26 protein-coding genes and 1 pseudogene are annotated in these 24,347 nt (G+C 69.6%); 16 read left to right on the top strand and 11 right to left on the bottom strand.

Annotation, left to right across the window (positions count from 1 at the left end):
- Window positions 1-30: 30 nt before the first annotated feature.
- A complete protein-coding gene (locus ACIRG5_RS08415; protein WP_402902080.1) occupies window positions 31-2,157 on the bottom strand; it encodes a glycosyl hydrolase family 95 catalytic domain-containing protein in 2,127 nt (708 codons plus the stop codon).
- Between the two features lie 274 nt (window positions 2,158-2,431).
- Between ACIRG5_RS08415 and ACIRG5_RS08420 the strand changes: the two genes are divergently transcribed.
- The 4 genes and pseudogenes from ACIRG5_RS08420 to ACIRG5_RS08435 all read left to right on the top strand — a co-directional run bounded on the left by ACIRG5_RS08420 (window position 2,432) and on the right by ACIRG5_RS08435 (window position 4,826).
- Window positions 2,432-3,133, top strand: coding sequence for an energy-coupling factor ABC transporter permease (locus ACIRG5_RS08420; RefSeq protein WP_402902083.1), 702 nt, complete (start codon window positions 2,432-2,434; stop codon window positions 3,131-3,133).
- Complete coding sequence (locus ACIRG5_RS08425; RefSeq protein WP_319973283.1) at window positions 3,130-3,411, top strand: PDGLE domain-containing protein; 282 nt, start codon at window positions 3,130-3,132, stop codon at window positions 3,409-3,411. Before ACIRG5_RS08420 ends, ACIRG5_RS08425 begins: the two co-directional genes overlap by 4 nt.
- Window positions 3,411-4,049, top strand: a pseudogene (gene cbiQ / locus ACIRG5_RS08430) (cobalt ECF transporter T component CbiQ); the annotation flags it as partial. The gene ACIRG5_RS08425 and the pseudogene cbiQ, both read left to right, overlap by 1 nt.
- On the top strand, window positions 4,038-4,826 hold the full coding sequence (locus ACIRG5_RS08435) for an energy-coupling factor ABC transporter ATP-binding protein (protein WP_402903101.1): 789 nt from the start codon (window positions 4,038-4,040) through the stop codon (window positions 4,824-4,826). The pseudogene cbiQ and the gene ACIRG5_RS08435, both read left to right, overlap by 12 nt.
- Here the strand turns inward: ACIRG5_RS08435 and ACIRG5_RS08440 are convergent.
- Window positions 4,805-5,320 (bottom strand): TetR/AcrR family transcriptional regulator, encoded by a 516-nt coding sequence (locus ACIRG5_RS08440; protein ID WP_402902086.1) that lies wholly within the window; start codon window positions 5,318-5,320, stop codon window positions 4,805-4,807. The genes ACIRG5_RS08435 and ACIRG5_RS08440 overlap by 22 nt on opposite strands.
- Before the next feature lie 76 nt (window positions 5,321-5,396).
- On the opposite strand from ACIRG5_RS08440, the gene ACIRG5_RS08445 reads away from it, so the two are divergent.
- A complete protein-coding gene (locus ACIRG5_RS08445) occupies window positions 5,397-5,813 on the top strand; it encodes a nuclear transport factor 2 family protein (protein WP_402902089.1) in 417 nt (138 codons plus the stop codon).
- On the top strand, window positions 5,810-6,715 hold the full coding sequence (locus ACIRG5_RS08450; RefSeq protein WP_402902092.1) for a phosphotransferase: 906 nt from the start codon (window positions 5,810-5,812) through the stop codon (window positions 6,713-6,715). The genes ACIRG5_RS08445 and ACIRG5_RS08450 overlap by 4 nt, the downstream gene beginning before the upstream one ends.
- On the opposite strand, the gene ACIRG5_RS08455 is transcribed toward ACIRG5_RS08450, so the two are convergent.
- On the bottom strand, window positions 6,712-7,443 hold the full coding sequence (locus tag ACIRG5_RS08455; RefSeq protein ID WP_402902095.1) for an RDD family protein: 732 nt from the start codon (window positions 7,441-7,443) through the stop codon (window positions 6,712-6,714). The two genes, ACIRG5_RS08450 and ACIRG5_RS08455, sit on opposite strands and share 4 nt — an antisense overlap.
- Window positions 7,444-7,462: 19 nt before the next feature.
- On the opposite strand from ACIRG5_RS08455, the gene ACIRG5_RS08460 reads away from it, so the two are divergent.
- A complete protein-coding gene (locus tag ACIRG5_RS08460) occupies window positions 7,463-8,470 on the top strand; it encodes a stage II sporulation protein M (RefSeq protein ID WP_402902098.1) in 1,008 nt (335 codons plus the stop codon).
- On the opposite strand, the gene ACIRG5_RS08465 is transcribed toward ACIRG5_RS08460, so the two are convergent.
- The 6 genes from ACIRG5_RS08465 to ACIRG5_RS08490 form a co-directional block, all read right to left on the bottom strand.
- The gene (locus ACIRG5_RS08465; RefSeq protein ID WP_402902101.1) at window positions 8,467-9,756 is read right to left on the bottom strand and encodes a DUF58 domain-containing protein; all 1,290 of its coding nucleotides are present in this window, start codon (window positions 9,754-9,756) and stop codon (window positions 8,467-8,469) included. The genes ACIRG5_RS08460 and ACIRG5_RS08465 overlap by 4 nt on opposite strands.
- 1 nt (window position 9,757) lies before the next feature.
- Complete coding sequence (locus ACIRG5_RS08470) at window positions 9,758-10,720, bottom strand: AAA family ATPase (RefSeq protein WP_402902103.1); 963 nt, start codon at window positions 10,718-10,720, stop codon at window positions 9,758-9,760.
- Entirely contained in the window at window positions 10,717-11,748 is a 1,032-nt protein-coding gene (locus tag ACIRG5_RS08475; protein WP_402902105.1) for a DUF4350 domain-containing protein, read from the bottom strand. Before ACIRG5_RS08475 ends, ACIRG5_RS08470 begins: the two co-directional genes overlap by 4 nt.
- Window positions 11,745-12,344 carry a DUF4129 domain-containing protein gene (locus tag ACIRG5_RS08480; RefSeq protein WP_402902107.1) on the bottom strand — a complete coding sequence of 200 codons (600 nt, stop codon included), beginning with the start codon at window positions 12,342-12,344 and terminating at the stop codon, window positions 11,745-11,747. The genes ACIRG5_RS08475 and ACIRG5_RS08480 overlap by 4 nt, the downstream gene beginning before the upstream one ends.
- A complete protein-coding gene (locus tag ACIRG5_RS08485) occupies window positions 12,331-13,368 on the bottom strand; it encodes a glycerophosphoryl diester phosphodiesterase membrane domain-containing protein (protein ID WP_402902109.1) in 1,038 nt (345 codons plus the stop codon). The genes ACIRG5_RS08480 and ACIRG5_RS08485 overlap by 14 nt, the downstream gene beginning before the upstream one ends.
- A 70-nt stretch (window positions 13,369-13,438) precedes the next feature.
- Entirely contained in the window at window positions 13,439-14,017 is a 579-nt protein-coding gene (locus ACIRG5_RS08490; RefSeq protein WP_402902111.1) for a uridine kinase, read from the bottom strand.
- Between the two features lie 37 nt (window positions 14,018-14,054).
- On the opposite strand from ACIRG5_RS08490, the gene ACIRG5_RS08495 reads away from it, so the two are divergent.
- Together ACIRG5_RS08495 and ACIRG5_RS08500 are read left to right on the top strand one after the other, a co-directional pair.
- A complete protein-coding gene (locus tag ACIRG5_RS08495; RefSeq protein WP_402902113.1) occupies window positions 14,055-15,404 on the top strand; it encodes a replication-associated recombination protein A in 1,350 nt (449 codons plus the stop codon).
- A gap of 42 nt (window positions 15,405-15,446) precedes the next feature.
- Complete coding sequence (locus ACIRG5_RS08500) at window positions 15,447-16,082, top strand: maleylpyruvate isomerase N-terminal domain-containing protein (RefSeq protein WP_402902114.1); 636 nt, start codon at window positions 15,447-15,449, stop codon at window positions 16,080-16,082.
- On the opposite strand, the gene ACIRG5_RS08505 is transcribed toward ACIRG5_RS08500, so the two are convergent.
- Entirely contained in the window at window positions 16,079-16,657 is a 579-nt protein-coding gene (locus ACIRG5_RS08505; protein WP_402902116.1) for a GNAT family N-acetyltransferase, read from the bottom strand. The genes ACIRG5_RS08500 and ACIRG5_RS08505 overlap by 4 nt on opposite strands.
- A gap of 149 nt (window positions 16,658-16,806) precedes the next feature.
- On the opposite strand from ACIRG5_RS08505, the gene ACIRG5_RS08510 reads away from it, so the two are divergent.
- The 7 genes from ACIRG5_RS08510 to ACIRG5_RS08540 all read left to right on the top strand — a co-directional run bounded on the left by ACIRG5_RS08510 (window position 16,807) and on the right by ACIRG5_RS08540 (window position 23,304).
- Window positions 16,807-17,301 carry a DinB family protein gene (locus tag ACIRG5_RS08510; RefSeq protein WP_402902118.1) on the top strand — a complete coding sequence of 165 codons (495 nt, stop codon included), beginning with the start codon at window positions 16,807-16,809 and terminating at the stop codon, window positions 17,299-17,301.
- A 93-nt stretch (window positions 17,302-17,394) separates the two neighbouring features.
- The gene (locus ACIRG5_RS08515) at window positions 17,395-17,787 is read left to right on the top strand and encodes a DUF948 domain-containing protein (protein WP_319973263.1); all 393 of its coding nucleotides are present in this window, start codon (window positions 17,395-17,397) and stop codon (window positions 17,785-17,787) included.
- A complete protein-coding gene (locus ACIRG5_RS08520; protein ID WP_093588095.1) occupies window positions 17,784-18,053 on the top strand; it encodes a hypothetical protein in 270 nt (89 codons plus the stop codon). Before ACIRG5_RS08515 ends, ACIRG5_RS08520 begins: the two co-directional genes overlap by 4 nt.
- 59 nt (window positions 18,054-18,112) lie before the next feature.
- On the top strand, window positions 18,113-20,782 hold the full coding sequence (gene alaS / locus ACIRG5_RS08525; protein ID WP_402902121.1) for an alanine--tRNA ligase: 2,670 nt from the start codon (window positions 18,113-18,115) through the stop codon (window positions 20,780-20,782).
- The gene (gene ruvX, locus ACIRG5_RS08530) at window positions 20,769-21,257 is read left to right on the top strand and encodes a Holliday junction resolvase RuvX (protein WP_402902124.1); all 489 of its coding nucleotides are present in this window, start codon (window positions 20,769-20,771) and stop codon (window positions 21,255-21,257) included. Before alaS ends, ruvX begins: the two co-directional genes overlap by 14 nt.
- Window positions 21,254-22,483, top strand: a complete 1,230-nt coding sequence (mltG, locus tag ACIRG5_RS08535; RefSeq protein ID WP_402902127.1) for an endolytic transglycosylase MltG — start codon at window positions 21,254-21,256, stop codon at window positions 22,481-22,483. The genes ruvX and mltG overlap by 4 nt, the downstream gene beginning before the upstream one ends.
- Window positions 22,484-22,485: 2 nt before the next feature.
- A complete protein-coding gene (locus ACIRG5_RS08540; protein WP_402902130.1) occupies window positions 22,486-23,304 on the top strand; it encodes a shikimate dehydrogenase in 819 nt (272 codons plus the stop codon).
- A 205-nt stretch (window positions 23,305-23,509) separates the two neighbouring features.
- On the opposite strand, the gene ACIRG5_RS08545 is transcribed toward ACIRG5_RS08540, so the two are convergent.
- The gene (locus ACIRG5_RS08545; protein ID WP_402902133.1) at window positions 23,510-24,337 is read right to left on the bottom strand and encodes a MarR family transcriptional regulator; all 828 of its coding nucleotides are present in this window, start codon (window positions 24,335-24,337) and stop codon (window positions 23,510-23,512) included.
- Window positions 24,338-24,347 lie beyond the last annotated feature (10 nt).

A 24,347-nucleotide genomic window follows, 5' to 3' on the forward strand; every position in this document is an offset into this window, starting at 1 on the left:
ACGCGCAATCCGAATGTTCGAATTTGGACGTTACGGCAGACCCCAGCGCGAAGACGAGCCGTTCGCTTTCACATCACGTGCTGAGACGTCAGGGCGTGTGCCGCGACGTGCCACCACGGCGCTCTGACCTCGGCGAAGCGGGATCTCGATGGCCGAGCCACGCGTCTTGTAGTCGAGGCGTCGTCCCCACGTGTCGCGCACGTCGATGTCACCCGCGATCCCGTGCTCCAGAAGCAAAGGCGAGCCCGCCTCCGAATGGACCTTGATCCAGTCCGTCCGTCCGGAGGAACGGGAAGCGTCCACAAGGAACGCTCCTTGCGTGCGCAACGACGAGATGGACGCATCGGCCCATGTGGACGAAACGGACGGGAAGACGCGCACGACGTTGTTGTGAGACTGGACCATCATTTCCAGCACGGCCTGGCCGGACATCAGCGGCGACTCGATCGCGAGGTTGCCTCCCTCGCGGTAGAAGGAGTTCTCGGTCAGCACGGCGTTCGTGCCGACCTGTTTGCGGTCGAGGAAGTAGCGCAGGAACTGGAGCGCCTCCTCCGGCCGGCCCATCGCCGACGCCATCGCGGACGCGGCCCCGTAGCTGTAGCCGGCCCACGCCTGCTGCCGCGACACCCAGTGGTCGAACGTCTTGTTGATCAGGTCGCGGTGCTCCGGCATGTCGTAGGTCAGCTCGCGCAACGGGTAGAACCAGAGCATGTGCGAGAAGTGCCGGTGCGAGTCGTTGAGCGACACGTCCTTGCCGATCAAAGCACCGTTCGGGCCCAGGTGGTAAGGCACGAGCCGATTGGCGATGTCCCGCCAGCGCGCGTTCTCCTCGATGGACAGCAACGTGCGCACGCCCCAGCGGATCAGCGAGAGGTCGTACGTCGTGTCCGTGGCGTTCGCGTACTCGGGTGAACGGGTCTCCGGCAGATGCAGCTTGCCGTCCGTTCCCTCGACGAGGAAGCGGGCGTAGTAGTTGACCGCCTTCGTGAGGATCGGGAAGAGGACGTCCTTGAGGATCTTCTTGTCCATCGTGTGCCGGTAGCCCAGCCAGACGTTGTGACAGGCCCAGAGAAGATTGCCCGTATGGTCGTTCGGCGCGACGCCAGGAACGCCGCAGTAGCGCGGCCCGGACCGCAGCGTGCGGTCGCCGGGGTGGCAGATGGCGTACGAGTTCCCGTCGCGGTACGCCGGGTTCACGTTGAGTTCCAGGTTGTGCTCGAACCGCTTCAACGTCGTCGTCACCGCGTCGAGCTCGTGGTGGTTCGAACCGTTGATCAGTGGATACGAGATCTGGACGTTGAGGTTCCACCACACGGCCGTCCAGCTGTTGCCCTGCTCGGGGAACCACGGGCCCCACTCGGAGATGACGGGCGCGTCGTTCCTCGTCGCCGCGGCCATCTTGTAGAGCTGCAACCAGTAGAAGCGCTGCACGAGCTTGTCCGGCACGGACACCAGCGACTTCGCGAAGTAGGCGTTCCACCAGCGGCGATGCTGCAGCGTCAGCACCTCGGACGGGATCGCGAGCGCCTGCCGCACCTCACGGATCGCGTCGGACGTGTGCGTGTCCGCGGGGTGTGTGTACGCCACGTGGGCCGCGAACCGGCCGTTGCGGCTCTGCCAGGCCGTTGTGTAGCCACCGCCCGCGAGCAGCGGCTGAGCCGCGTAGAAGACGCCGTTGGCCGTGCCCAGGGTCGCGGCGGGGTTGGCCGTGTAGTCGGCCGGCCTGCGGATCTGGCGGGTCGTCGACGACTCCAGCGGCTGGAAACCCCAGGTCGCCTCCCCTTTGACGGAGGCGAGGAACGTGCTGCGCGAGTTGTGCACGAGCATCGTGAACGTGGCGCTGCCCTGCGTGGTGGTGACCGAGCCGGTGAGCTCGGCGTTCCACAGGTCGAACGTCCAGTCGACGGCGGTGATCGCTCCAGCGAACTGCAGGGTCAGGTACCCGATCGGCAGCCGGGACAGGCCGACCGCGGCCTCCCAGTGTTCGCGCTGGTCCTGGACCTCCGAGTGGCTGAGCATGAGCTTCAGCTCGTTCGCGGTGCGGCCCGCGTAGACCTGGACGCCCAGGAATCCGTTGGCGAGGAACGGACTGTCGCCCCAGTTCTGCGGCAGTTTCCTCCACTCCATGCGGGCATCGCGGACCACGTCCCGGTGCACGTTGTGACCCGATGTTTCCGGCGCTGCGACGGCGGAGCCCACCCCGAGCGCTGAGGCCCCCACGGCCGCGCCCGTCCCGTACAAAAAGGTTCTACGCGACAGCTCTGTCACTGTTCGTCCCTCCGTGCCGTGCCGTGGCGGCGGCGGAACGGATCTAACCGCAGAAGTCATCCGATGACTAGCGAGCGTGTGACGATCAACGCCCTTCTTGCCTCCAAATCGTTGTTGCACAGTTCTAGCCATAGCCGAGGTCGGGCAATTAGCGTGACGGTTCATGTCACCTGTTGCCATGCACATGAGCGACGGTCTGCTGAACGCGCCGGTGTCGGTCGCCTTCCTCGTCCTCGCGGCGGTGGGCGTCGGGTTCGCGTTGGTCAAGGCCCGTGCGGACCTCGACGACCGCACGGCGCCGATGGCGGGCCTGGTGGCCACGTTCATCTTCGCCGTCCAGATGATCAACTTCCCGATCCTGCCCGGCGCGTCCGGACACCTGCTCGGCGGCGCGCTCGCGGCGATCCTCGTCGGCCCGTGGGTCGGCGCGCTGTGCGTGACGATCGTGCTGGTGGTGCAGGCGCTGCTGTTCGCGGACGGCGGCCTCACCGCGCTGGGCGCGAACGTCACCAACATGGCGCTGATCGGCACCGCGACCGGGTTCCTGGTCGCCGTCGCCCTGCGCAAGATCGCCGAACGGGGCAAGGGCGGGCTGTTCGCCGTCGCGTTCGTCTCGGCGTTCGTCAACACGGTGGTCGCCGCGACCGGCTTCGTCGTCGAGTACGCGATCGGCGGCGCGGGCGGCGTGGAGATCGGCAAGGTCGCGCTGCTGATGTGGGGGCTGCACGCGCTGATCGGCATCGGCGAGGGCCTGATCACCGCCGTCACCGTCACCTCGGTCGCGTCGATCCGACCTGATCTCGTCTACCTGCTCAAGGGTCGCAACACCGCATTTGGCCGCAAGCCGCTGGAGGTCCGGTCGTGAAGAAGTTCGCCATCGGGTTCGTCTTCGTGTCGCTGCTGATCGCCGGGGTGCTGTCGTACTTCGCGTCCGGCGACCCGGACGGCCTGGACAAGACCGTCGAGGACACCGGGATCGCCGAGCACGCGCAGGAGCACCCGTTCTCCGGCAGCACGTTCGCCGACTACGCGCTCGGCGGTGACGACAAGTTCACCGGCCTCGCGGGCGTGCTCGGCGTGGTCGTGGTGCTGGGCCTGTCGTTCGGCCTGTTCTGGGTGTTGCGCAAGAAGTCCGACGCCTGATGAGCGGCGGCCACGACGTCCTGCACCACGCCGGCGACTCGCCGGTGCACCGCCTCGCACCTCACGTGAAGATCCTCGTGGCGTTCGGGGCGGTGCTGGGTGTCGTGGCGACCCCGCGCACGCTGTTCCCGTTGTTCGGGCTGTACCTGCTGGTGATCGTCGCGGTGTGGTTCGCCGCGCGGGTCCCCGTGCTGTGGTTTCTCAAGCGCGCGGTGATCGAGGCGCCGTTCGTGGTGCTCGCGTTCCTGCTGCCGATCTTCGGCACGGACCCGCGCACCGACGTCCTCGGCTTCTCGGTGTCGATCGAAGGCTCGCTGGCGGGCTGGAACATCCTGGCCAAGGGCACGCTGGGCGTGCTGATCAGTCTGACCCTGGCGGCCACGACCGCACCGGGGGAGTTGTTGCGCGGCCTGCAGACGTTGCGGGTGCCCGCGCCGTTGATCATGATCGCGACCCTGATGCTGCGGTACGGCGAAGTCGTCGTGGGCGAGGCGAAACGCATGCGCGTCGCCCGCATCTCGCGCGGCGACGACCCGCGGTTCCTGTGGCAGGCGGGCGCGGTGGCCCGGTCGGTCGGCACGCTGTTCATCCGGTCCTACGAACGCGGAGAGAGGGTGCATCTCGCGATGGTGTCGCGTGGCTGGACGGGCCAGCCGGGAGGTTCGGCGACGATCGTTCCCGAGACGGTGGCGGCTCCCGCTCTGGAGGTCTCGAAGCTGGCCTTCGCCTACCCGGACGGGCACCAGGCGTTGTTCGGCGTCGATCTGCGCGTCGACCGCGGTGAACGCGTCGCGGTGCTCGGTCCGAACGGCGCCGGCAAGACCACGTTCGCGTTGCACCTCAACGGAGTTCTCGGCGGCGGCTCCGGCTCGATCTCGATCGCCGGGCTGGAGGTCCGCAAGCAGAACCTGCGCGAGATCCGCCGCCGCGTCGGGCTCGTCTTCCAGGACCCCGACGACCAGCTGTTCTGCCCGACGGTCGCCGAGGACGTCGCGTTCGGCCCGCGCAACTTCGGTCTGTCCGATGTGGACGCGCGCGTGCTGAAGGCGTTGAGCGCGGTGGGAATGGAGTCGGTCGCGGACCGCTCCCCGCTGCACCTGTCCGGCGGCCAGCGCCGCCGCGTCGCGCTCGCCTCGGTGCTGGCCTGCTCGCCGGAGATCCTGGTGCTGGACGAGCCGTCGGCGAACCTCGAACCGGTGGCCCGCCGCGAACTGGCCGAGCTGCTGCTCTCGTTGGCCCCCACCATGCTCATGGTCACGCACGACCTGCCGTTCGCGTTGCAGATCTGCCCCCGCAGCGTGCTGATCGACGACGGCGTGGTCGTGGCGGACGGCCCCACCCGTGAGATCCTCGCCGACGCCGCTCTGCTGGCGCGTCACCGCCTCGAACTGCCCTACGGCTTCCGGCTCGACTGAAGTCCTTTCAGCACGATCTCCAGCAGCACGGCGGGATTCGCCCCGTCGTGCATGCTCTGCAACATCCCCTTCATCAGCACCACGAGGTCCGTGGCCGTGACGTCGGCTCGGACCGTTCCCGCTTCCTGGGCGCGGTGAAGAAGCCCGCCCAGCGCTTTGTGCAGGCTCTTGCGCAGCTCGGGTGACACGGTGATCGCGTCGGACATGTCCCGCTTCACCGCAGCCTCGTCCGCCATCTTGGTGAGGAACGCGAACAGCGCTTTTCGCGCGTCCTCCGCGGGCTCGTCGGCCGACGCGATCATGGCCGACACCCGCGTCTCCGTGACGGCCTGGAACAACGCCTGCTTCGTCGGGAAGTGCCGGTAGACCGTGCCGGGCCCGACCCCCGCCCTGCTCGCGATCTCGTCCAGCGGCACCTCGAAGCCCTGGGCGGCGAACAGCTCCCGTGCCGCGTCCAGCACCTTCTCGCGATTCCGCGCCGCATCGGCCCTCATCGTTGCCAACCGGGGCGTGCGTTCCGTATCGTCATAACCGGGGTCACCGTTCCGATTCTACTTTGGGGATGAAGCCATGACGCGCACGCCCGAACAGATCGTCGACCACGTCCGCCGCATGGTCGCGGGGGAGCAGACGCACAGCCAGTTCGCCGACCTCTTCGCCGAGGACGGGATCATGGCCTACCGATTCCCGACCCACTACCAGCCGGAGGAGATCAAGGGACGTGAGGAGATCCGCGCGTACTTCGGCCAGGTCCGCGGCGCCGCCGTGCGCGACAGGATCGAGATCCAGAGCGTCGAAGCCCAGTGCTGGCGCACCAACGACCCGTTCGTCGCGGTCGCCGAGATCACCCACCGCGGCTGGTCGAAGGTGAAGCAGGACCACTACACGTTCACCGCCGTCGCGATCATCCACTTGCGCGACGGCGAGATCGTCCGCTACGACGACTACATGAACCCGTTGCTGCTGACCGAGCTGCTGGGCGTATGACCTTCGACCTCGCTGGTTGGTGCGCTTCGGAGCTGGGCAGCCCGGTGTCCGAGGTGCTCTACGAGCGGGTGTCGATCTCGTCGGTCCACGGCCTCCTCCTGGCCGACGGCCGCGAGGTGTACGTGAAGGCCCGCGAGGACGACGGCCGAGCCGTGTCGTGCCTGGCCGCGCAGGCTTCTTTGGCGGAGCGGGGGTTTCCGTGCCCCCGCCCGCTCACGCCGGTCGTGTTCGCGGACAGGTTGGCCGTGCACGCTGAATCGTCGTTGCCCGGCGGGGAGATGCTCCTCGGCTCTTCGCCCGACATCGCCCGGCGCTACGCCGCCGTGTTCGCTTCCTTGATGGCGTTGCTGGCCGACGTCTCCGTCCCGCCGCCGCTACCGTCGCCGCGTTGGGCTCGTTGGGACCACACGGATCCCGGGGTGTGGCCGGCGATCGACTTCCTCGACGCGCGGGACCAGAGCGTGGTGCCGCCGTTCGTCGTGGAGGCGGCTTCTCGTGTGCGTGCGCGGCTGCTGGGTGCCGACCTGCCGTGCGTGCTGGGCCACGCCGACTTCGAGGCGCAGAACCTCCGCTGGCAGGACGGCTCGGTGCTGGCCGTGCACGACTGGGACAGCCTGGCGTGGCAACCCGAAGCCGTCCTCGTCGGCGCGGCCTCGGGAGCGTTCGCCAACGCTTCGCCGCCCAGTCTTGTGCCCCTGGAGAGTTCTTCGGCGTTCATCGAGACCTATCAGCAGGTCCGTGGGCGTGCGTTCTCCGTGGAGGAGAGGGAGATCGCGTGGGCCGGGAGCATGTGGACCGCCTTGCACAACGCACGCTGGGAGGTGCTGCACGGCGATCCGACGCCGTCCGGTGACGCCGTGCGGGAGCAGGGGGCCGAACGCCTCCGGCTGGCGAACGCCTAGATCGCCGCCCGGCGCCGGCGTTCCGCCAGCACCGCCGACAGGTACGGATGCGGGTGCGTGTACTCCAGACGCGGCGACCGGATAGCGGTCCCGACGTCGTCCGACAGCCGCGACCCCAGATCCTGCCGCGCCTGTTCAGTCAGCTCGTAGTACCGGCTCAGGTACTGCCGCACCGCCAGCACCAGCTCGTCCGGCAGCTGCGACAGGTCCAGGCCGGACGCCCAGTCGGCGAGCTGCGGTGGCATCGTGGCGAGTTCCACCTGCTGCTTCGGCACGCGCGTGTGGATCACGACGGTGCCCGCGAGGTAGTCGCCGACGCGCTTGCCCTGAGGGGAGAACAGCGACACGAACAGCGCGACCGCGCCGCCCAGGCCGAGCGCCCAGAAGTCCACGAAGAAGCCGCCGAGCGCGCGCACCAGGGCGTGCCGGAAGCGGATGGCGCCGCCGTCGTCGCGCACCACGCGCAGGCCCATCACGAGTTTGCCCAGCGAGCGGCCGCGGGACAGCGACTCGACGGCGGTCGGATAGCCGATCAGGACCAGCACCGTCAGGGACAGCGCGAGGGCTGTCTGCAGCGCGTCGTCGAAGCCGATCGGTACGAGCAGTGACACGAGCAGCAGCAGGCCGAACTGCGCGGCCACGTCGAACGCGAACGCGACGGCCCTGCTCGCGAGCTGTGCGACGCGCAGGTCCAGAACTACGGCTTCACCGGTGACGAGGTCCCCCACGCCGATAGTGTGACTCATCGTGGATCTGGACGTGTTCATCGATCGCCACCGCGAGTCGTGGCAGCGGCTCGAGAAGCTGGCCAAACGCTCCGGCAGGCTCACCGGTGCCGAGGCCGACGAGCTGATCGAGCTCTACCAGCGCGTCACGACGCACCTGTCGATCGTGCGCAGCCAGACCCCGGACCCGGCCACAGTGGAACGGTTGTCGTCGCTGGTCGCGCAGGCGCGGTCGGCGCTGACGGGCACGCACACGCCGGCCTGGCGGGTCTTCACGCGCTTCTTCACGCATCGGCTGCCCGCCGCCATCTACCTCGGCTGGCGCTGGTGGGTGCCGGCCGGCGTCGCGTTCTACCTGGTCACCGGCATCATCGCCGCGTGGATCGCCTCCAACCCGGACGTGCAGGCCGCCATCGCCGCGCCCGATGAGCTGCGCGAGATGACCAAGGTCGGCGGCGGCTACGAGTCCTACTACTCCAGCGATCCCGCCGGGTCGTTCGCGGCGAAGGTGTGGACCAACAACGCGTGGATGACCGCCGCGTGCCTGTTGCTCGGTGTGTTGTTCGCGATTCCGCCGATCTACCTGCTCTTCACCAACGCCGTGAACGTCGCCGTCGGCGTCGGGCTGATGTTCGGCGCGGGGCGCGGTGAGTTGTTCCTCGGGCTGTTGGCGCCGCACGGGCTGTTGGAGCTCACGGCCGTGTTCGTGGCGGCGGGCATCGGCATGCGGCTCGGGTGGCAGGTGATCGACCCCGGCAAGCGCACACGGGCCCAAGCCCTTGCCGCGGAAGGACGATCGGTCGTCGCCGTGGCGCTCGGGCTGGTCGTGGTGCTGCTGGTCTCCGGTGTGCTGGAAGGCTTCGTGACGCCGTCCGGACTGCCCACGTGGGCGCGCGTCGGCATCGGCGTGGTCGCGGAGGTGCTGTTCCTGTTGTACGTCTTCGTGATCGGGCGGCGGGCCGCGCAGCAGGGCGAGACGGGCGACGTGGACGCGAGCGAACGTGAGGACGTCGCGCCGGTCTCTGTCTAGAGCTTGCCCGCGGCCTTCAACGAGAGATAGCGGTCCGCGAGAGCGCGTGGCAGGTCATCGGGCAGTGCGTCGACGACGTCGACTCCGTACCGTGCGAGCAACGCGGTGAGACGGCGTCGTTCGGCCAGCGTGCGTTCCGCGGCAGCAGCCGTGTAGACGGCCTCCAAATCGCCACGTCCCGCGGCCATCGCGTGCACGGCCGGGTCGGACACGGAGGCGATCAGCAGGTGGTGCCGCGAGGCCAGTGTCGGCAGCAGCGGCAGCAGGCCGTGCTCGATCGACGGCTCCAACGACGTCAGCAGCACGACCAGAGAGCGGCGGCCGGCGCGGCGCAGGACCTCGGCCACGGCGGCGCGGGCGTCGAACTCGACCAGTTCGGCTTCCAGCGGTCCCATGGCCTGCACCAGGACCGGCAGCGTGGCGCGGGGGACCGAGGCGCGGACCTTGTGGCTGAACGCCAGGAAGTCCACCTGGTCGCGGGCCTGCGACGCCAAGGCGGACAACAACAACACCGCGTCCATCGACGTGTCCAGGCGCGGCAGGCCGCCCAGAGCGCCCTCGACGCGGCTCGCGGACGTGCGGGCGGTGTCCAGCACGATCGTCACCTGGCGGTCGCGTTCCGGGCGCCAGGTGCGCACCACCACGTCCGACGAACGAGCCGACGCACGCCAGTCGATGGAACGCACGTCGTCACCGATGACGTACGCGCGTAGCGAGTCGAACTCCGTGCCGGCACCACGGATCAACGACGCACGGCGGCCGTCCAGTTCGCGCAGGCGTTCCAGCAGGGGCGGAAGGTGACGGCGGCTGTGGAACGGCGGCAACGCGCGCACGGTCCACGGCACGGCGTGTGAGCCTTGTCGTGCCGCGATACCCAACGGGCCGAGGGAACGCACGGTCACACGGTCCGCAGTGCGATCGCCGCGACGCACAGGCCGTAGCTCGAAAGACAACACACGCGAGCCACCAGCGGGCACATCGACCGGAACGCGATCGGAGACCACACCGGCAGAAGGCGCCCACGCGTCACGAAGAACGCCACGCAGCCGACGGCCCGGGTTGTGCACGGTGAGCTGAACAGAGCACAACTCGCCCGTGCGCACAGAGGTCGCCCCAGCGCGTGAGAACGTCAACGGCCGGACGCCGGCAGCCAGCAACAGGTCAGCCGCCACGCACAGCACCAAGACAGCGAACACGACGAGAATCCCCTGCCAGGACGGCAGTAGAAGACCGACGATGAGAACCCCGATGAGCGCGAGCAGGCCCGCGCGACCCGTGAGCGCCACGTCAGCGCGGCACCTGAACCGCGCCGAGCACGCCGTCCAGCACGCCGTCGGCCGTCACGCCCTCCAGTTCGGCCTCCGGGCGGAGCTCCAGGCGGTGCCGCAGAGCAGGGCGGGCCAACGACTTCACGTCGTCCGGCGTCACGTAGTCACGGCCCGAGAGCCACGCCCACGCGCGTGCGGCAGCGAGCAGAGCCGTTGCGCCACGAGGAGAAACGCCCAGACGGACGGCCGGAGACTGACGAGTCGCACGGCACACGTCCACGACGTACTCGATCACCTCAGGAGCCACGGTCAACGCGCGCACAGCCGCCCCACCGGCATCCAGGTGCGCGGCACTCGCCACCGGCCGCAACGAGGACAGGTCACGCGGATCGAACCCGGACGCGTGTCGTGTCAGCACGTCGATCTCGTGCTCCCGCGCGGGAATCGGCATGGTCACCTTGAGCAGGAACCGGTCCAGCTGCGCCTCGGGCAACGGGTAGGTGCCCTCGTACTCCACCGGGTTCTGCGTCGCGACGACGATGAACGGCGAGGGCAGCGGCCGGGTCTTGCCGTCGGCGGAGACCTGCCGTTCCTCCATCGCCTCCAGCAGCGCGGCCTGCGTCTTCGGCGGCGTCCGGTTGATCTCGTCGGCGAGCAGCAGGTTCGTGAAGACCGGGCCTTCGCGGAACGAGAACGCGGCGTTGTGCGAGTCGTAGACCAGCGAACCCGTCAGGTCGCCGGGCATCAGGTCCGGCGTGAACTGCACCCGCGTCGTGGACAGGTCCAACGCGCGCGCAAGGGCACGCACGAGCAACGTCTTCGCGACGCCCGGTACACCCTCCAACAGCACGTGTCCCTTGCACAGCAACGCGAGGATCAGCGACGTCACGGCGGCGTCGTTGCCCACCACGGCCTTGCCGATCTCCGCGCGCAGCGCCACCAGTGCCGTGCGGGCTTCCTCGGTGGTGACCACAGCCGTCATGCCTTGCGCACCTCGTCCTCCAGAGCGTCCAGATCAGTTGCCAGCGCGACCAGCCCCCGGTCGTCCACCGACCCCTCGTCGTACAGCAGCGCCCGCACCGAAGTGACGGGACGCGAAGTCCTGCGGGCGATCTCCTCGGACGGATCGTCCCCCACCGGCACCCCCAGCAGCGGCGCCAACCGGTCCCGAGTCGCCTGCCGCAGCACCGAAGCGGCGTGTGCGGCGGCGTGCGACCGGCGATACAGCCGGGCGCGGCCTTCCACGGTCTCGGCGGCGCGCACCACGACCGGAAGCCGTTCGGGCACCACCCGGCCGAGCCTGCGCGCCCGCCACAGGGCGATCAGCACGGCCGCGACGCCGAGCTGCAGCGCGGCGAACTTCCAGCCGTCCGGAACCAGGTCCGTCAGCGACTTCTGCTGCGACCTGTCCGCCGCCGACGGCACGTACCAGACCAGCCGTTCGTGCTGGCCCAGCAACGACAACGCGAGCGCCGCGTTGCCCTCGGAGTCGATGTCGCGGTTGGTGAAGATCCCGCCGTAGCCGATCATCGTCACGGTGCCGGTGCGCACCAAGGTCGAGTCGTAGCAGCGCTGTTCGCCCTCGTAGACGAACCCGCCGGTGGTCGCCGCGCCCGCCCTGGCCGCCAGTGGGCAGCCCGGTTGCCGGGTCTCGGGCGCCAGCCGGCTGACCCCGGCCGCGGGCGCGAGGAGCACCGTCGCGGAGGCCCGCCTGCTCAGGTCCGCGAGCCGTTCCGGGTCGATCAGGTTCGGCTGCGTCACGAACAGCGTCGCACCGTCCACAGAGGACGCGTCGTCGGTGAGTTCGACGCGCACACCGTTCTGCTCCAGCAGGTCGGCGACCGCGTGGCTGCCCTCCGGCCGGAACGAGCGGGGGTCGAACGACCCGCCCTCGCCGCCGCCGCGCAGCAACGTGATCACGACCGCGGTGAACAGGATGATCACGCCGATCAGCAACGGCCCGCGCGCGGCCGTCCAGATCCGCCCGGCGTCGGGGGAGACCGCCGTCATCTGCACACCTTGCCGTCCACGGAGACCAACGCCTGATACCCCTCCGCGGTCGCGGTCCTGCCGCCGTACCAGACGTCGTCGAACTGGACAGCGGCACCGCGCAGGTCGACCGCGAGCGCCGGAAGTGCCTGGCCCGCCTCGAAAGCGACCTCGTCCACGGTCCGTCCGGCCCGTGCGTCGAGCACGCCGCGTTGCTCCAGTTCGCGCACCACGGCACGAAAACGTTCGCGCACGGCCTCGGCCAGGTCACCGGCGGCCGCGGCCTTCTCGGCGGCGGCCCGGTGTTCCGCGGCGGTCATGACGGTGGATCCGAACACCTTGGCGCCCGATCGCAGCGCACGGCCCGTGCGCCCGGTGCGGAGCCGGATCACGATCACGATCAGCACCACCAAGGCCACGATGATCACGATCGCGGTGAGGCCGCTCATGCCACCCGCCCCGGCGAAGAGCTCGCCGAGGCGGTCGAGGATCCACTCGATGGCGCGTTGCAGCGGGTTGGGGTCGTCGGAGACGTACGCCGGATCGCTGAGCTCCCGGACGGCCGCCTCCCTCGCCTCGTCGCGGCCGAGATCTACCGGTACGTCAGCTGCCGCCATGCCCCGCGGCCCGCTGGAGTTCGATGTCCATGCCCTCGGACCGCATCCGGCGGTCGACGTAGAGCAGCACGGTCACCGCCGCGCTGAACGGCAGCGTGATCGTCGAGGCGATGACCCCGCCGATCGTCGACAGCGTCAGCGATCCCGCGCTCAGCGCCGCCGCGGGGGAGTCGGAGAACCCGGTCGTCGCCGCGCCCAGCAGGCCGAACGGCAGGCCGATGATCCATTCGATCACGATGGTGATCAGGAAGGCGAGCAGCAGGATGCCGAACGTCCGCCACCACGCGCCGCTGACGAGCTTCTGGGAGCGGCCGAACGCGGTGCCGACGCCGCAGCGCTCCAGCACCAGCGCGGGCGTGACCAGCGCGAACCTCACCCACAGCCAGATGACCAGCGGGATGCAGATGACGATGCCGAGCACGACGGTGGGACCGGAGCCCATCGCGATGCCGGGCAGCAGGAACAGGATCGGCAGGAGGGTGAACGCGAGACCGAGGAGCAGTGTCGCGCCGAGCAGCGGGAGCAGCCGGGGTTTGAACTCCGCCCACGCCTCGCCGAACGTCACCTGCTTGCCGAGCACGGCGTGGCCCACGACGACGGTGATGTAGCCGGACAGGAACACCGTGCCGATCAGCGCCAGGACGACGCTGAGCAGCGCGCCGGTGAGGAAACCGGTGATGGCGCTGGTGAACTGGTCGGCCACCTGTTCCGGCGTCATCGTGTTCGGATCGAGCGACACGACGGCGGTGAGGTCGTCGAGGAACGGCAGCTGCACCAGCAGGCCGACGATCTGCGTGACCGCGGCGACGACGGCGGCCACACCGATGATCTGCTTCGGGTAGCGGCGCATCGTCGTGATGGCGCCGTCGACGATCTCACCGACCGCCAGCGGGCGCAGGGGGATGACACCCGGCTTGATCGTCGGCTGCACGGGCGGCGGCGGCGCGTTGTAGCCGTACTGAGGCTGCTGCGGCGGCTGCTGGTTCGGCTGGTCCGGTGAGGACCAGCCGGGCGTTTCGGACATCTCGGCTACCCCCGGTCGTGGTGTGAGCGGCATCCTGCCAGATCAGCGCCCACGCCACCGGCGAACCCGATCACGAAACGAGCTCGGTCCGCGCCTTGGACGGTGTCGTGCGCCGCATGCCCGCGCTGACACACCGCTTGACCACCTGCGGCTGCTCGCGCATCAGCCGCAACCCGCGCCTGACCAGCGTCGGCACCGGCTTGCGGGCCTCCGCGACGTCACGGGCGAACCGGCGCACGAACGTGACGGGCGGACTCGGCGCGAGCACGATGGCGTCCCGCAGCACCCCCGCCTCCCGCGCGCCCTGGACCAGCAGGTCCGCGAACAGCCCCTCCGCGATGAACGCGGGCGCGTCACCGAGCTCGATCGTCTGCGTGCCGACCGCGCGGTCCTCGCTGATCGAGTAGACGGGCGCCTCGACCCTGCCCGTGTTCGACAGCTCGATGATCGCCTGGAGCGCCTTGTCCGCGTTCCACGAGCCGATGTCGTCCCAGTCGGCCCTGCCGTGCTCGTCGCGGGGCAGCAACGGGTCGTCGCCGTCGCGGTAGAAGTCGTCCAGGCGCAGCACGGGCCAGCCGAGGTGGGCGGCGAGTGTCGACTTGCCTGAGCCGGAGGGTCCGGCGAGCAGCACGGCACGAGGGATGGGCACGGAACGCGATCCTCGCACATGACTTAGGCTCGAACGCATGAGCGAAGGTCTGTTCGACGAGGGCCTCTTCGGCGCGACCGACGAGGAGAAGGCCGAGCGCATCGCGGCCAACGCCCCGCTGGCCGTGCGGATGCGTCCGGTCACGCTGGACGAGGTCGTCGGCCAGGACCACCTGCTCGGGCCGGGCGCGCCGCTGCGCCGCCTGGTCGAGGGCGCCACACCGGCCTCCGTGATGCTCTACGGCCCTCCCGGCACCGGCAAGACCACCCTCGCGACGCTGGTGTCGAAGGCGACCGGCCGCCGGTTCGTGGCTTTGAGCGCACTGTCCGCCGGTGTGAAGGAGGTGCGGTCGGTCATCGACGAGGCCCGGCGCCGCCTGGTCCGCTCCGGCGAGTCGACCGTCCTGTTCATCGACGAGGTGCACCGGTTCTCCAAGACGCAGCAGGACGCCCTGCTCGGCGCGGTCGAGGACCGGATCGTGCTGCTGGTCGCGGCCACCACGGAGAACCCGTTCTTCTCGGTCGTGTCGCCCTTGTTGTCGCGTTCGCTCGTGTTGCAGCTCAAGTCGTTGACCGACGACGGGGTGCGTTCGGTCATCAAGCGCGCGGTGTCCGACGAACGCGGCCTGGGCGGCTCCGTGGTGCTGGAACCCGAGGCCGAGGACCACCTGATCCGCCTGGCCGGCGGTGACGCCCGCCGCTCCCTGACGGCCCTGGAGGCGGCGGCGGACTCGGCGCTGGCGTCCAACGAGGGCGTGATCACGCTGTCGCTGCTGGAGTCCACTGTGGACAAGGCGGCGGTCCGCTACGACCGCGACGGCGACCAGCACTACGACGTGACGTCGGCGTTCATCAAGTCGATCCGCGGCTCGGACGTGGACGCGGCCCTGCACTACCTCGCGCGCATGATCGAGGCGGGCGAGGACCCGCGCTTCATCGCGCGCCGCCTGGTGATCCACGCCAGCGAGGACGTCGGCATGGCCGACCCGACAGCGCTGCAGACGTGCGTGGCGGCGGCTCAGGCCGTGCAGCTCATCGGTCTGCCCGAATGCACCCTGAACCTCGCGCAGGCCACGATCCACCTCGCCACCGCGCCGAAGTCGAACGCCGTCACCACCGCGATCTACGCCGCCATCGAGGACGTCCGCAAGGGCGCCATCGGTTCTGTGCCCGCACATCTGCGCGATGGTCACTACGCGGGCGCGGCGAAGCTGGGCAACGCCCAGGGCTACCGGTACCCGCACGACGTGCCGGACGGCGTGCTGACGCAGCAGTACGCGCCGGACGACCTGGTGGGGCGCGACTACTACGAGCCGACCGGGCGCGGCAACGAACGTGCTGTGGCGGAACGGCTACCCCGGCTGCGCCGCGTGATCCGGGGCGAGTGAATCGTCTCCGAGTGCGGCCCCGGTTCGCGTAGCTTCGGCGAAGTGACGATCAGAGAAGACTTCCTGGCCACCGCCCGCATCGCCCTGGACCTCCTGCGCCACCAGCAGGTCGCGGAGAACTGGGACCGGCCCAGCGCCCTGCCGGAGTTCGGGGTCAGCGGCCTCGCCGGGCACGTCGCCTACCAGGCACTGCCGCTGCCGGGCATGATCGGGACCCCCGCGGGAGACGAGCCGGTCGTCGGCCTGATGGAGCACTACGAGCGGGCGAAGTGGACCGATCTCGACGTCGACTCCGAGTTCCACACCCGCATCCGCGCGGGCGGCGAGAAGCTGGCGGCGGAGGGACACTCGGCCCTGTGCGACCGGTTCGAGCAGACCCTCGACGAGCTCGCGAAGACGTTGCCGGGACAGGAGAACCGGGGCGTCCGGATGCCGCACTGGGGGCCGTGGGCGGTGCCGCTGGACGAGTACCTGCTCAGCAGGCTGATGGAGTTCGTCGTGCACTCCGACGACCTCGCGGTGAGCGTCGGGCTGGAGACGCCCGAGTTCCCGCGCCCCGTCAACGAGGCCGTCATCGACCTGCTGACCCGCATGGCGCTCAACAAGCACCGCGCCATCGACGTGGTGCGCGCGCTCAGTCGTAAGGAACGCGCACCGCAGGACATCACCGCGTTCTAACGTCGGCAGACCATCAGCAGTGCGAGCTTGCCCGGCAGCATGATCTCGTCCGCGGCCACGAACCCGCCTGCCTCGAACGACCTGATGGCGCGGGTGTTGCGCACGTCCGGTTCCAGCACGATTCGCGTGCAGTGCGGGTCGGCCTCGAACAGCGCGTCGGTGAGCCGGGGGAGCAGCGACCGCACGAGTCCGCGGTCGGTCATGGCCAGGTCGCCGACCGCGAGGTTCAGGCCGAGGTCGTGCGGCCGGGCCTGGTAGCAGCGGGCGACGGCGTGCCTGGCCGCTCGGTAGATCTCGGCGTAGATCACTGGGCGGCCGTGCCAGCTGATCAGCAACGGCCGGTCGTCGTCTCCCGAGAGCTGTTCCTCAAGCCGGCGTTCCCACTGCGGCAACGTCCACGCCTGCCGCCAGAACGCCGCCACGTGCGGTGCCTGGTTCCAGCGGTGCACGAGGTGCAGGTCGTAGCCGTCCGCACGGGCGACACGGGCCTCCCACGGCATCGACAGGTCCGGAACGGGCGGTGGGCCCGCCGTGATCTGGGGCCGATAGGAGTCCAGGTGCGACACCGGCTTCACTGGGCCTCCTGCACGGTCAACTCGGGGTGGCCTGACTTCACGCCGCAGGACCGAGCCGTCAAGCCCTGTGTGACGGGTATTTCACAGGCTGTGACGGCCGTGAGTCAATGAGTGGTCCGTCCCAATTGGATGTGCGTAGGTTGACCGCCATGCCGGAGACCCAGCGCGAGCCGGTGCCGCGCGTCGACACGGGTGAGCTCGACGTCGCGCACGAGTTCCTCAAGTTCCAGCGGCACTGCGTGCTCAAGAAGGCGGAGGGGCTGACCGACGACGAGCTGCGGAGGCCGATGGTCGCCAGCGGCACGTCGATCCTGGGCCTCATTCAGCACCTGGCCGAAGCCGAGCACTACTGGTTCGGCCACCACCTCGCGGGCGCCGAGTGGTCCGCGGACACTGAGTTCGGCATGACCGTGCCCGCCGACCGCGACGCGGCGACGGTGATCGCGGACTACCGCGCGGCGATCGCCGGCAGCGACGGGGCGATCGAGGCCGCCGGTCATCCCGAGGCGCTGATGGTGACCCCGGTCGAAGGCGTGTCGAAGACGCTGCGCTGGGTACTCGCGCACATGACCACCGAGACCGCCCGGCACGCGGGCCACGCCGACATCATCCGCGAGCAGATCGACGGCGCCACCGGTCGTTGAAGATCAACAAATGGTGCCCCTCGGTCGGGTGTCGGACCTACCCGGTAATCTCACCCGCAACCAAGCCCGAACGCCTGTTCACCAGGAGGATCCGTGTCGCCAGGGTGGCTCGCCGCCGGTGCCTTCGTGCTGCTCGTGCTCATCGTGGGGATCGTGGCGATCAAGGCGGCGCGTTTCTTCGACGAGGCCACGATCGCGATGCGCAAGGCCCACGAGAACACGGACCCGTTGTTCGTCGAGGCCAACACGACGCTCACGCACGTGAACACGCAGCTTGAGCGCGTCGACGGCATCACGGCCAACGCGCGCGCCGTCACCGGCAACGTCTCCGCGCTCACCAGCCTGTTCACCGCCACGCTCGGCGGGCCGCTGGTCAAGGCCGCCGCGCTGTCCTACGGCGTGAGCAAGGCCGTCAAGGCCCGCCGCAAGGCCGCCGAGCAGCCGAACAAGCACGCCAAGCGCCGCCTGAAGCGGGGTGCCAGGTGAGCCGTCTCTTCTGGTTCGGTCTGGGCGCCGCCGCGGGGCTGTTCGCCGCGAAGAAGGCCGCCGAGGTCGCAAAGCAGGCGACTCCGGCCGGTATCGGCACTAACGTGGGTGAAGGCCTGCGCGAACTCGCCGGCGCCATCGGTTCCTTCGGGGCCGAGGTGCGCGCGGGGATGGCCGAACGGGAACAGGAGTTGCAGGACACCGTGGAACGTCAGACGGGATTCACGCCAGGGCGCCGAGCGCCCAGGGCGAACGGGAAGCACTAGCGCCGTTCGCCTCGTGACCATGCCCTGACTGTCCCCAGCAACACACTTAGGAACTTCCCGTGCAGACCCACGAGATCATCAAGCGTTTCCGCGAGCACTTCGAGAAGGCCGGGCACAAGTACATCCCCAGCGCCTCGCTGCTGCTCGACGACCCCAACCTGCTGTTCGTCAACGCCGGCATGGTGCCGTTCAAGCCGTACTTCCTCGGCGAGGCCCCGCCGCCCGCCCCGCGGATGACGAGCATCCAGAAGTGCGTGCGCACCCCCGACATCGACGAGGTCGGCAAGACCACCCGCCACCTCACGTTCTTCCAGATGGCCGGCAACTTCTCGCTCGGCGACTACTTCAAGGAAGACGCCATCCGGCTGGCCTGGGAGCTGATCACCAACTCCCAGGACAACGGTGGCTACGGCTTCGACCCCGAGCGCATCTGGGTGACGGTCTACCTGGACGACGACGAGGCCATCGAGCTGTGGCAGAAGGTCGCCGGCATGCCGCTGGAGCGCATCCAGCGCCGCGGTGTCGAGGACAACTTCTGGTCGATGGGCGTTCCCGGCCCGTGCGGCCCGTGCTCGGAGATCTACTACGACCGCGGCCCCGAGTACGGCAAGGAGGGCGGCCCGGTAGTCGACGAGGACAGGTACCTGGAGATCTGGAACCTCGTCTTCATGCAGAACATCCGCGGCGAGGGTGGTGCCAAGAAGGACTACCCGGTCATCGGTGAGCTGCCGTCGAAGAACATCGACACCGGCATGGGCGTCGAGCGCGTCGCCTACCTGCTGCAGGGCGTCGACAACGTCTACGAGACCGACCTGGTCCGCGCCGTCATCACCAGGGCCGAGGAGCTCTCCGGCCGCAAGTACGGCGCCAACGAGGTCGACGACGTCCGCTTCCGCGTCATCGCCGACCACGCCCGCAGCGGTGTGCTGCTGGTCGGCGACGGCGTCACGCCCGGCAACGAGGCCCGCGGCTACGTGCTGCGCCGCCTGCTGCGCCGCATCGTCCGCTCGTCGCGCCTGCTGGGCGTGAACGAGCCGGTGCTGCAGCAGTTCGCCGAGGTCGTCCGCGACTCGATGGGCGAGGCCTACCCCGAGCTGGTCAGCGGGTTCGCCCGCATCCAGCAGGTGCTCAAGGCCGAGGAGGACACGTTCCTGCGCACCCTCGACGCCGGTTCGCGGATCTTCGAGGGCGCCGCCGCCGAGGTGAAGTCCGACGGCCGCGCCATCCTGCCGGGTGACAAGGCCTTCCAGCTGCACGACACCTACGGCTTCCCGATCGACCTCACGCTGGAGATGGCCTCCGAGGCCGGCCTGTCCGTGGACGAGGACGGGTTCCGCAAGCTGATGGCCGAGCAGCGCGCCCGCGCCAAGGCCGACGCCGCCGGCAAGAAGACCGGCCACGGCGACCAGTCGGTGTACCGCGAGCTGCTGGAACAGGGCCCGACCGAGTTCACCGGCTACACCGAGCTCGCCTCCGAGGCCACGCTGCGCGGCATCGTGCACAACGGCGCTCGGGTGAAGAGCGCCAAGGAAGGCGACATCGTCGAGGTCGTGCTGGACCGCACGCCGCTCTACGCCGAGTCCGGTGGCCAGGAGTCCGACGCCGGCACGATCGTCACGGCCAACGCCGAGCTGGAAGTGCTCGACGTGCAGAAGGTCGCCCGCAAGCTGTGGGTGCACCAGGTGCGCGTCCGCTCCGGCGAGGTCAGCGAGGGCGAGCACGTCGAGGCCCGCGTCGACCCGGAGTGGCGCGTCGGCGCCCGCCAGGGCCACTCGGGCACGCACGTCGTGCACGCCGCCCTGCGCCACGTGCTCGGCCCGTCGGCCCTGCAGAGCGGTTCGTACAACAAGCCCGGTTACCTGCGTCTCGACTTCGCCTGGACCGGTGGCCTGTCCGCCGAGGCCCGCAGCGAGATCGAGGAGGTCTCGAACCTCGCCGTGCGCAAGGACCTGCCGGTCAGCGTCGTCTACACGGACATGGCCGGTGCCCAGGAGCTGGGTGCCGTCGCCCTGTTCGGCGAGACCTACGACGAGACCGTCCGCGTCGTCGAGATCGGTGGCGAGTGGTCGCGCGAGCTCTGCGGTGGCACCCACGTCGAGCACTCGTCGCAGATCGGCCCGATCACCCTGCTGGGTGAGTCTTCGGTCGGTTCCGGCGTGCGCCGCCTCGAGGCCTACGTCGGCATCGAGGCCATGCGGTTCCTCGCCAAGGAACGCGCCATCGTGCAGAACCTCTCCGACATGCTCAAGGTCGGCTCCGACGGCCTGCCCGAGCGGATCGAGTCGCTGGTCGAGCGCCTGAAGTCCGCCGAGAAGGAGCTCGAGAAGGTCCGCGCCGCCGAGCTGCTGGGCAACGCCGGCGCCCTCGCCGACAAGGCTCTGGACATCCGCGGGCTGTCGCTCGTGGCCCTGGGCCTGGAGGGTGTGTCGGGCAACGACCTGCGCACCCTCGGCGGCGAGGTCCGCAACCGCCTGGGCAGCAGGCCCGGTGTGGTGGCCCTGTTCTCGGTCGACGGCGACAAGGTCAGCTTCGTGGTGGCCACCACGGCCGCCGCCCGCGACCTGGGTCTCGCAGCCGGCAAGCTCGTCCCGGTGTTCGGCCCGGCCATCGCCGCCCGTGGTGGCGGCAAGCCGGACCTGGCCCAGGGCGGCGGTACCAACCCGGCCGGCGTTCCCGACGCCATCACGGCCCTCACCAACGAACTGGACAAGGTGCTTGAACAGCGCTGATTCCACTGATGTCGGCGACCCGGGCCTCGGCAGGAGGCTCGGCGTCGACGTCGGATCGGTTCGTGTGGGTGTCTCCCTCAGCGATCCATCCGCATTTCTGGCGACGCCGCTGGTGACCCTGCAGCGGGACGAGAAGCGCGGCTCGGACCTCACCGAGCTCGTACGTCTCGTGGCCGAACATGACGTCGTCGAGGTCGTGGTCGGCCTGCCGAAGACGCTGGCCGGTCGGCACGGTCCCGCGGCGGACTCGGCGACCGCGTACGCTGCGGCCCTGGCCGGCCGCATCGCCCCGGTGCCGGTACGGCTCAGCGACGAACGACTGACGACGGTTGTGGTGAGCCGGGTGCTGGCACAGCGCGGTGTGAAGGGCAAGAAGCAGCGTGCCGTGGTCGACCAGGCTGCCGCTGTCGAGATCCTGCAGTCTTGGCTGGACGCACGGGCACGGGTTGTGTCCGCCCGAAAGGACGAGGTGTGAGCGGCGACGATCTCGGGTTGTTCACCGACCCCGAAGCGGATGAGCGACGGCCGGTCAAGCGCGACCGCAGCCGGGACAACGCCCGTGCCAAGGCGAAGAAGCGCAAGAAGACGGTCCTGTGGCTCGTCGTGGCGCTGATTCTCGCCGTCGGCATGGGCGGTGCCTACTACGGCTACAAGGAGCTGCGCGGCATCGGCTCGTTCGAGGACTTCGCCGGTGCCGGCGAGGCCGACGCCATCGTCGAGGTCCAGGACGGCGACGTGGTCAGCAAGATCGCGTCGACCCTGTACGACAACGGCGTCATCGCCTCCGCGCGCGCCTTCACCGAGGCCAGCAAGACCGACGCCCGCGTGACGTCGATCCAGCCCGGCTTCTACCTGATGAAGACGAAGATGTCGGGCCAGAACGCCGTGGCCCGCATGATCGACCCGAAGACGCGCGTCCCGGCCGTCCAGGTCGTCGGTGGCCTCAAGCTCACCGACATCCAGGCCAACGGCAAGACCGTCAAGGGCATCTACTCCCTGCTGGCCGACGCGAGCTGCACGGAGAAGGACGGCGCCAAGGTGTGCCTGACCGGCGACGAGATCAAGGCCGCCGCGGAGCAGACCGACCCGGTCGCCCTCGGCGTGCCGGACTGGGCGCTGGCCGACGTGAAGCGCGCCGAGCCGCAGTACCGCCTCGAAGGCCTGATCATGCGCGGCGTCTACCAGGTCAAACCGGGTGTCAGCGCGGTCGAGTTGATCCGCAGCGTCATCGTGTCCTCTGCCCAGAAGCTGCAGGGCGCCGGCATTCCCGGCGGCACCATGAACACCGGCTTCCGTCCCTACGAGGTCCTGGTCATCGCCTCGCTGATCGAGAAGGAGGCCATCGAGAAGGACTTCTCGAAGGTCTCGCAGGTCATCTACAACCGGCTCAAGAAGAAGCCGCAGTCGATGCCCCTGCAGTTCGACTCGACCATCAACTACAAGAACAACCAGCCCCACATCCGCACGTCGGACGCGGACCGCGACGCGCAGGGGCCGTACAACACGTACCTCAACCAGAACCTGACGCCGACGCCGATCGGCTCGCCGTCGCAGCAGGCGATCGCCGCCGCGATCAAGCCGGAGGGCGGCGACATCCTGTACTTCGTGAAGTGCCAGACGGACGGCACGTCGTGCTTCGCGACCACGTTCGACGAGCACAACGCGAACGACCAGAAGGCACAGAGGGACGGCGTCTACTAGTGGTGCGCAAGGCCGCGGTGATCGGTTCGCCGATCGAGCACTCGCTTTCCCCTGTGCTGCACAACGCCGCGTACGCCGCCCTGGGCCTCGACTGGGAGTACACGCGCCTGGAGTGCTCCGAGGCCGAGGTTCCCGCTCTGGTCGCCTCTCTGGGGCCGGAGTGGGTCGGCCTCTCGTGCACGATGCCCACCAAACGCGCCGCGCTGGCGTTCGCGTCCGTCGTGACCCCGCGTGCTTCGGCGGTGGGGGCGGCGAACACGCTGGTGCGCAACGGTTCTGAGTGGCACGCCGACTGCACCGATGTGGACGGCGTGGTGGGTGCGTTGCGGGAGAAGGGTTTCTCCGGCGGTTCGCACGGCGTCGTGCTCGGTGCCGGTGGTACGGCGACGGCCGCCCTGGCCGGGTTCGCCGCGCTCGGTATTTCTTCCGCTTCCCTTGTGGTGCGCGATCCTTCGCGTGCGGGAGAGGCGCTGGAGACCGCCTCCAGGGTCGGCATCACCGTCGAGGTCCTGGAGCTGTCCTCTGTGGATCTCGGGGTGCTGGCCGGCGCGTCGGACGTCGTGGTGTCGACGGTGCCCGCCGAGGCCACCGTGCCGCTGGCCGCCGACCTGGCCCGTGCGCCCTACGTGCTGGACGTGATCTACCACCCGTGGCCCACGCCGGTCGCCGCGGCCGTGGAGGCGTCCGGGACGCGGCTGGCCACCGGGCTGGACATGTTGCTGCACCAGGCTTTCGGACAGGTGGAGCAGTTCACCGGGAAGCCCGCGCCGCAGGACGTCATGCGTTCGGCGCTCGACGCCGCCCTGGCCGCCCGCGCGTAACTTTCGTCTTGATCTTCGGCTGTTCGATTCCGGTGTGCGCGAGGCCCGTGGTTGCCTACGGCTGACTCGTTGGCTGCGGACGATGTGCCACTCGGCCGGAGCCATCGCATGCCGGTGTTCCTCACCTTGGGAGGGCCGGCCGGTGGGACGCACGGCCTACGGCCGCCGCTGCGTCCCGCCTCTTTTTCAGGACGACCCGTTGACGTCACTGCGATCCCGCGGCGACCAGCTTCGCGGTGATGGGGTCGAGCACGGCGACCAACTCGTCCAGTTCGGTGGGGGAGAGGGCGTCGTAGGGCGCCGCGGCGAGCTCGTCGGTGAGGGCCTCGATGCCCTGCTGGGTCTCGCGACCGGCGTCGGTGAAGTGGCCTTCGGTGTCGATGAGACCGCGTTCGCGCAGGCCGTCCATGACCGCGGCCAGTCGCTTCTTCGGCAGGTGGTGGATGCGCCCGAACGTCTCCGCCGGGTGGATGCCCATCGCCAGCGCGGAGAGCACGTGGGCCTCGGTGCCGCCGATCCGTGCGCTGACGAGAGCGGCGACGTGCCCGTCGCCGCGGTGCTCGCGCAGCATGGTCGCGGAGTGCCACAGGCGGGCGACCGGGTCGCCGGGCACCGGAAGAGTGCGCATCCCGGCGTACATCACCCGGCCTTCCATCGATGCGCTCGTCGCGGCCTTGGTGACCAGGTCGGCGGCGCGCACCAGACCGGGGGAGCCGGCCTGCTCCTCGCCGAGGATCCGCCGCAGGGAGGCCGCGCTGCCCCGTTCCCGTGCGGCGACGGACGCCTCGGGCGGGATCGTCTCCCACGCGCCCGGGATGTGCCGCGCGGCCTCCCCGTCGGCGAAGTTGTAGAACGCCGCGTGCACGACCTCCGCCGGCACCCGTCCCAGCGGAGCGGCACGGCTCGCGAAGTAGCCGTCCCAGTAGGTGCGGTGGCCGAGCGCGGCCAGCTCCTCGCCGCACTCGCGGGCGAAGAAGGTCACCAGGCAGATCGGTTCCAGGAGCTCGAACATGCGACGGGCGGTGTGAGCCATGACCGACATG

It is taken from the genome of Lentzea sp. NPDC102401 (assembly GCF_044765805.1).
Taxonomy (GTDB): Bacteria; Actinomycetota; Actinomycetes; order Mycobacteriales; family Pseudonocardiaceae; genus Lentzea; species Lentzea sokolovensis.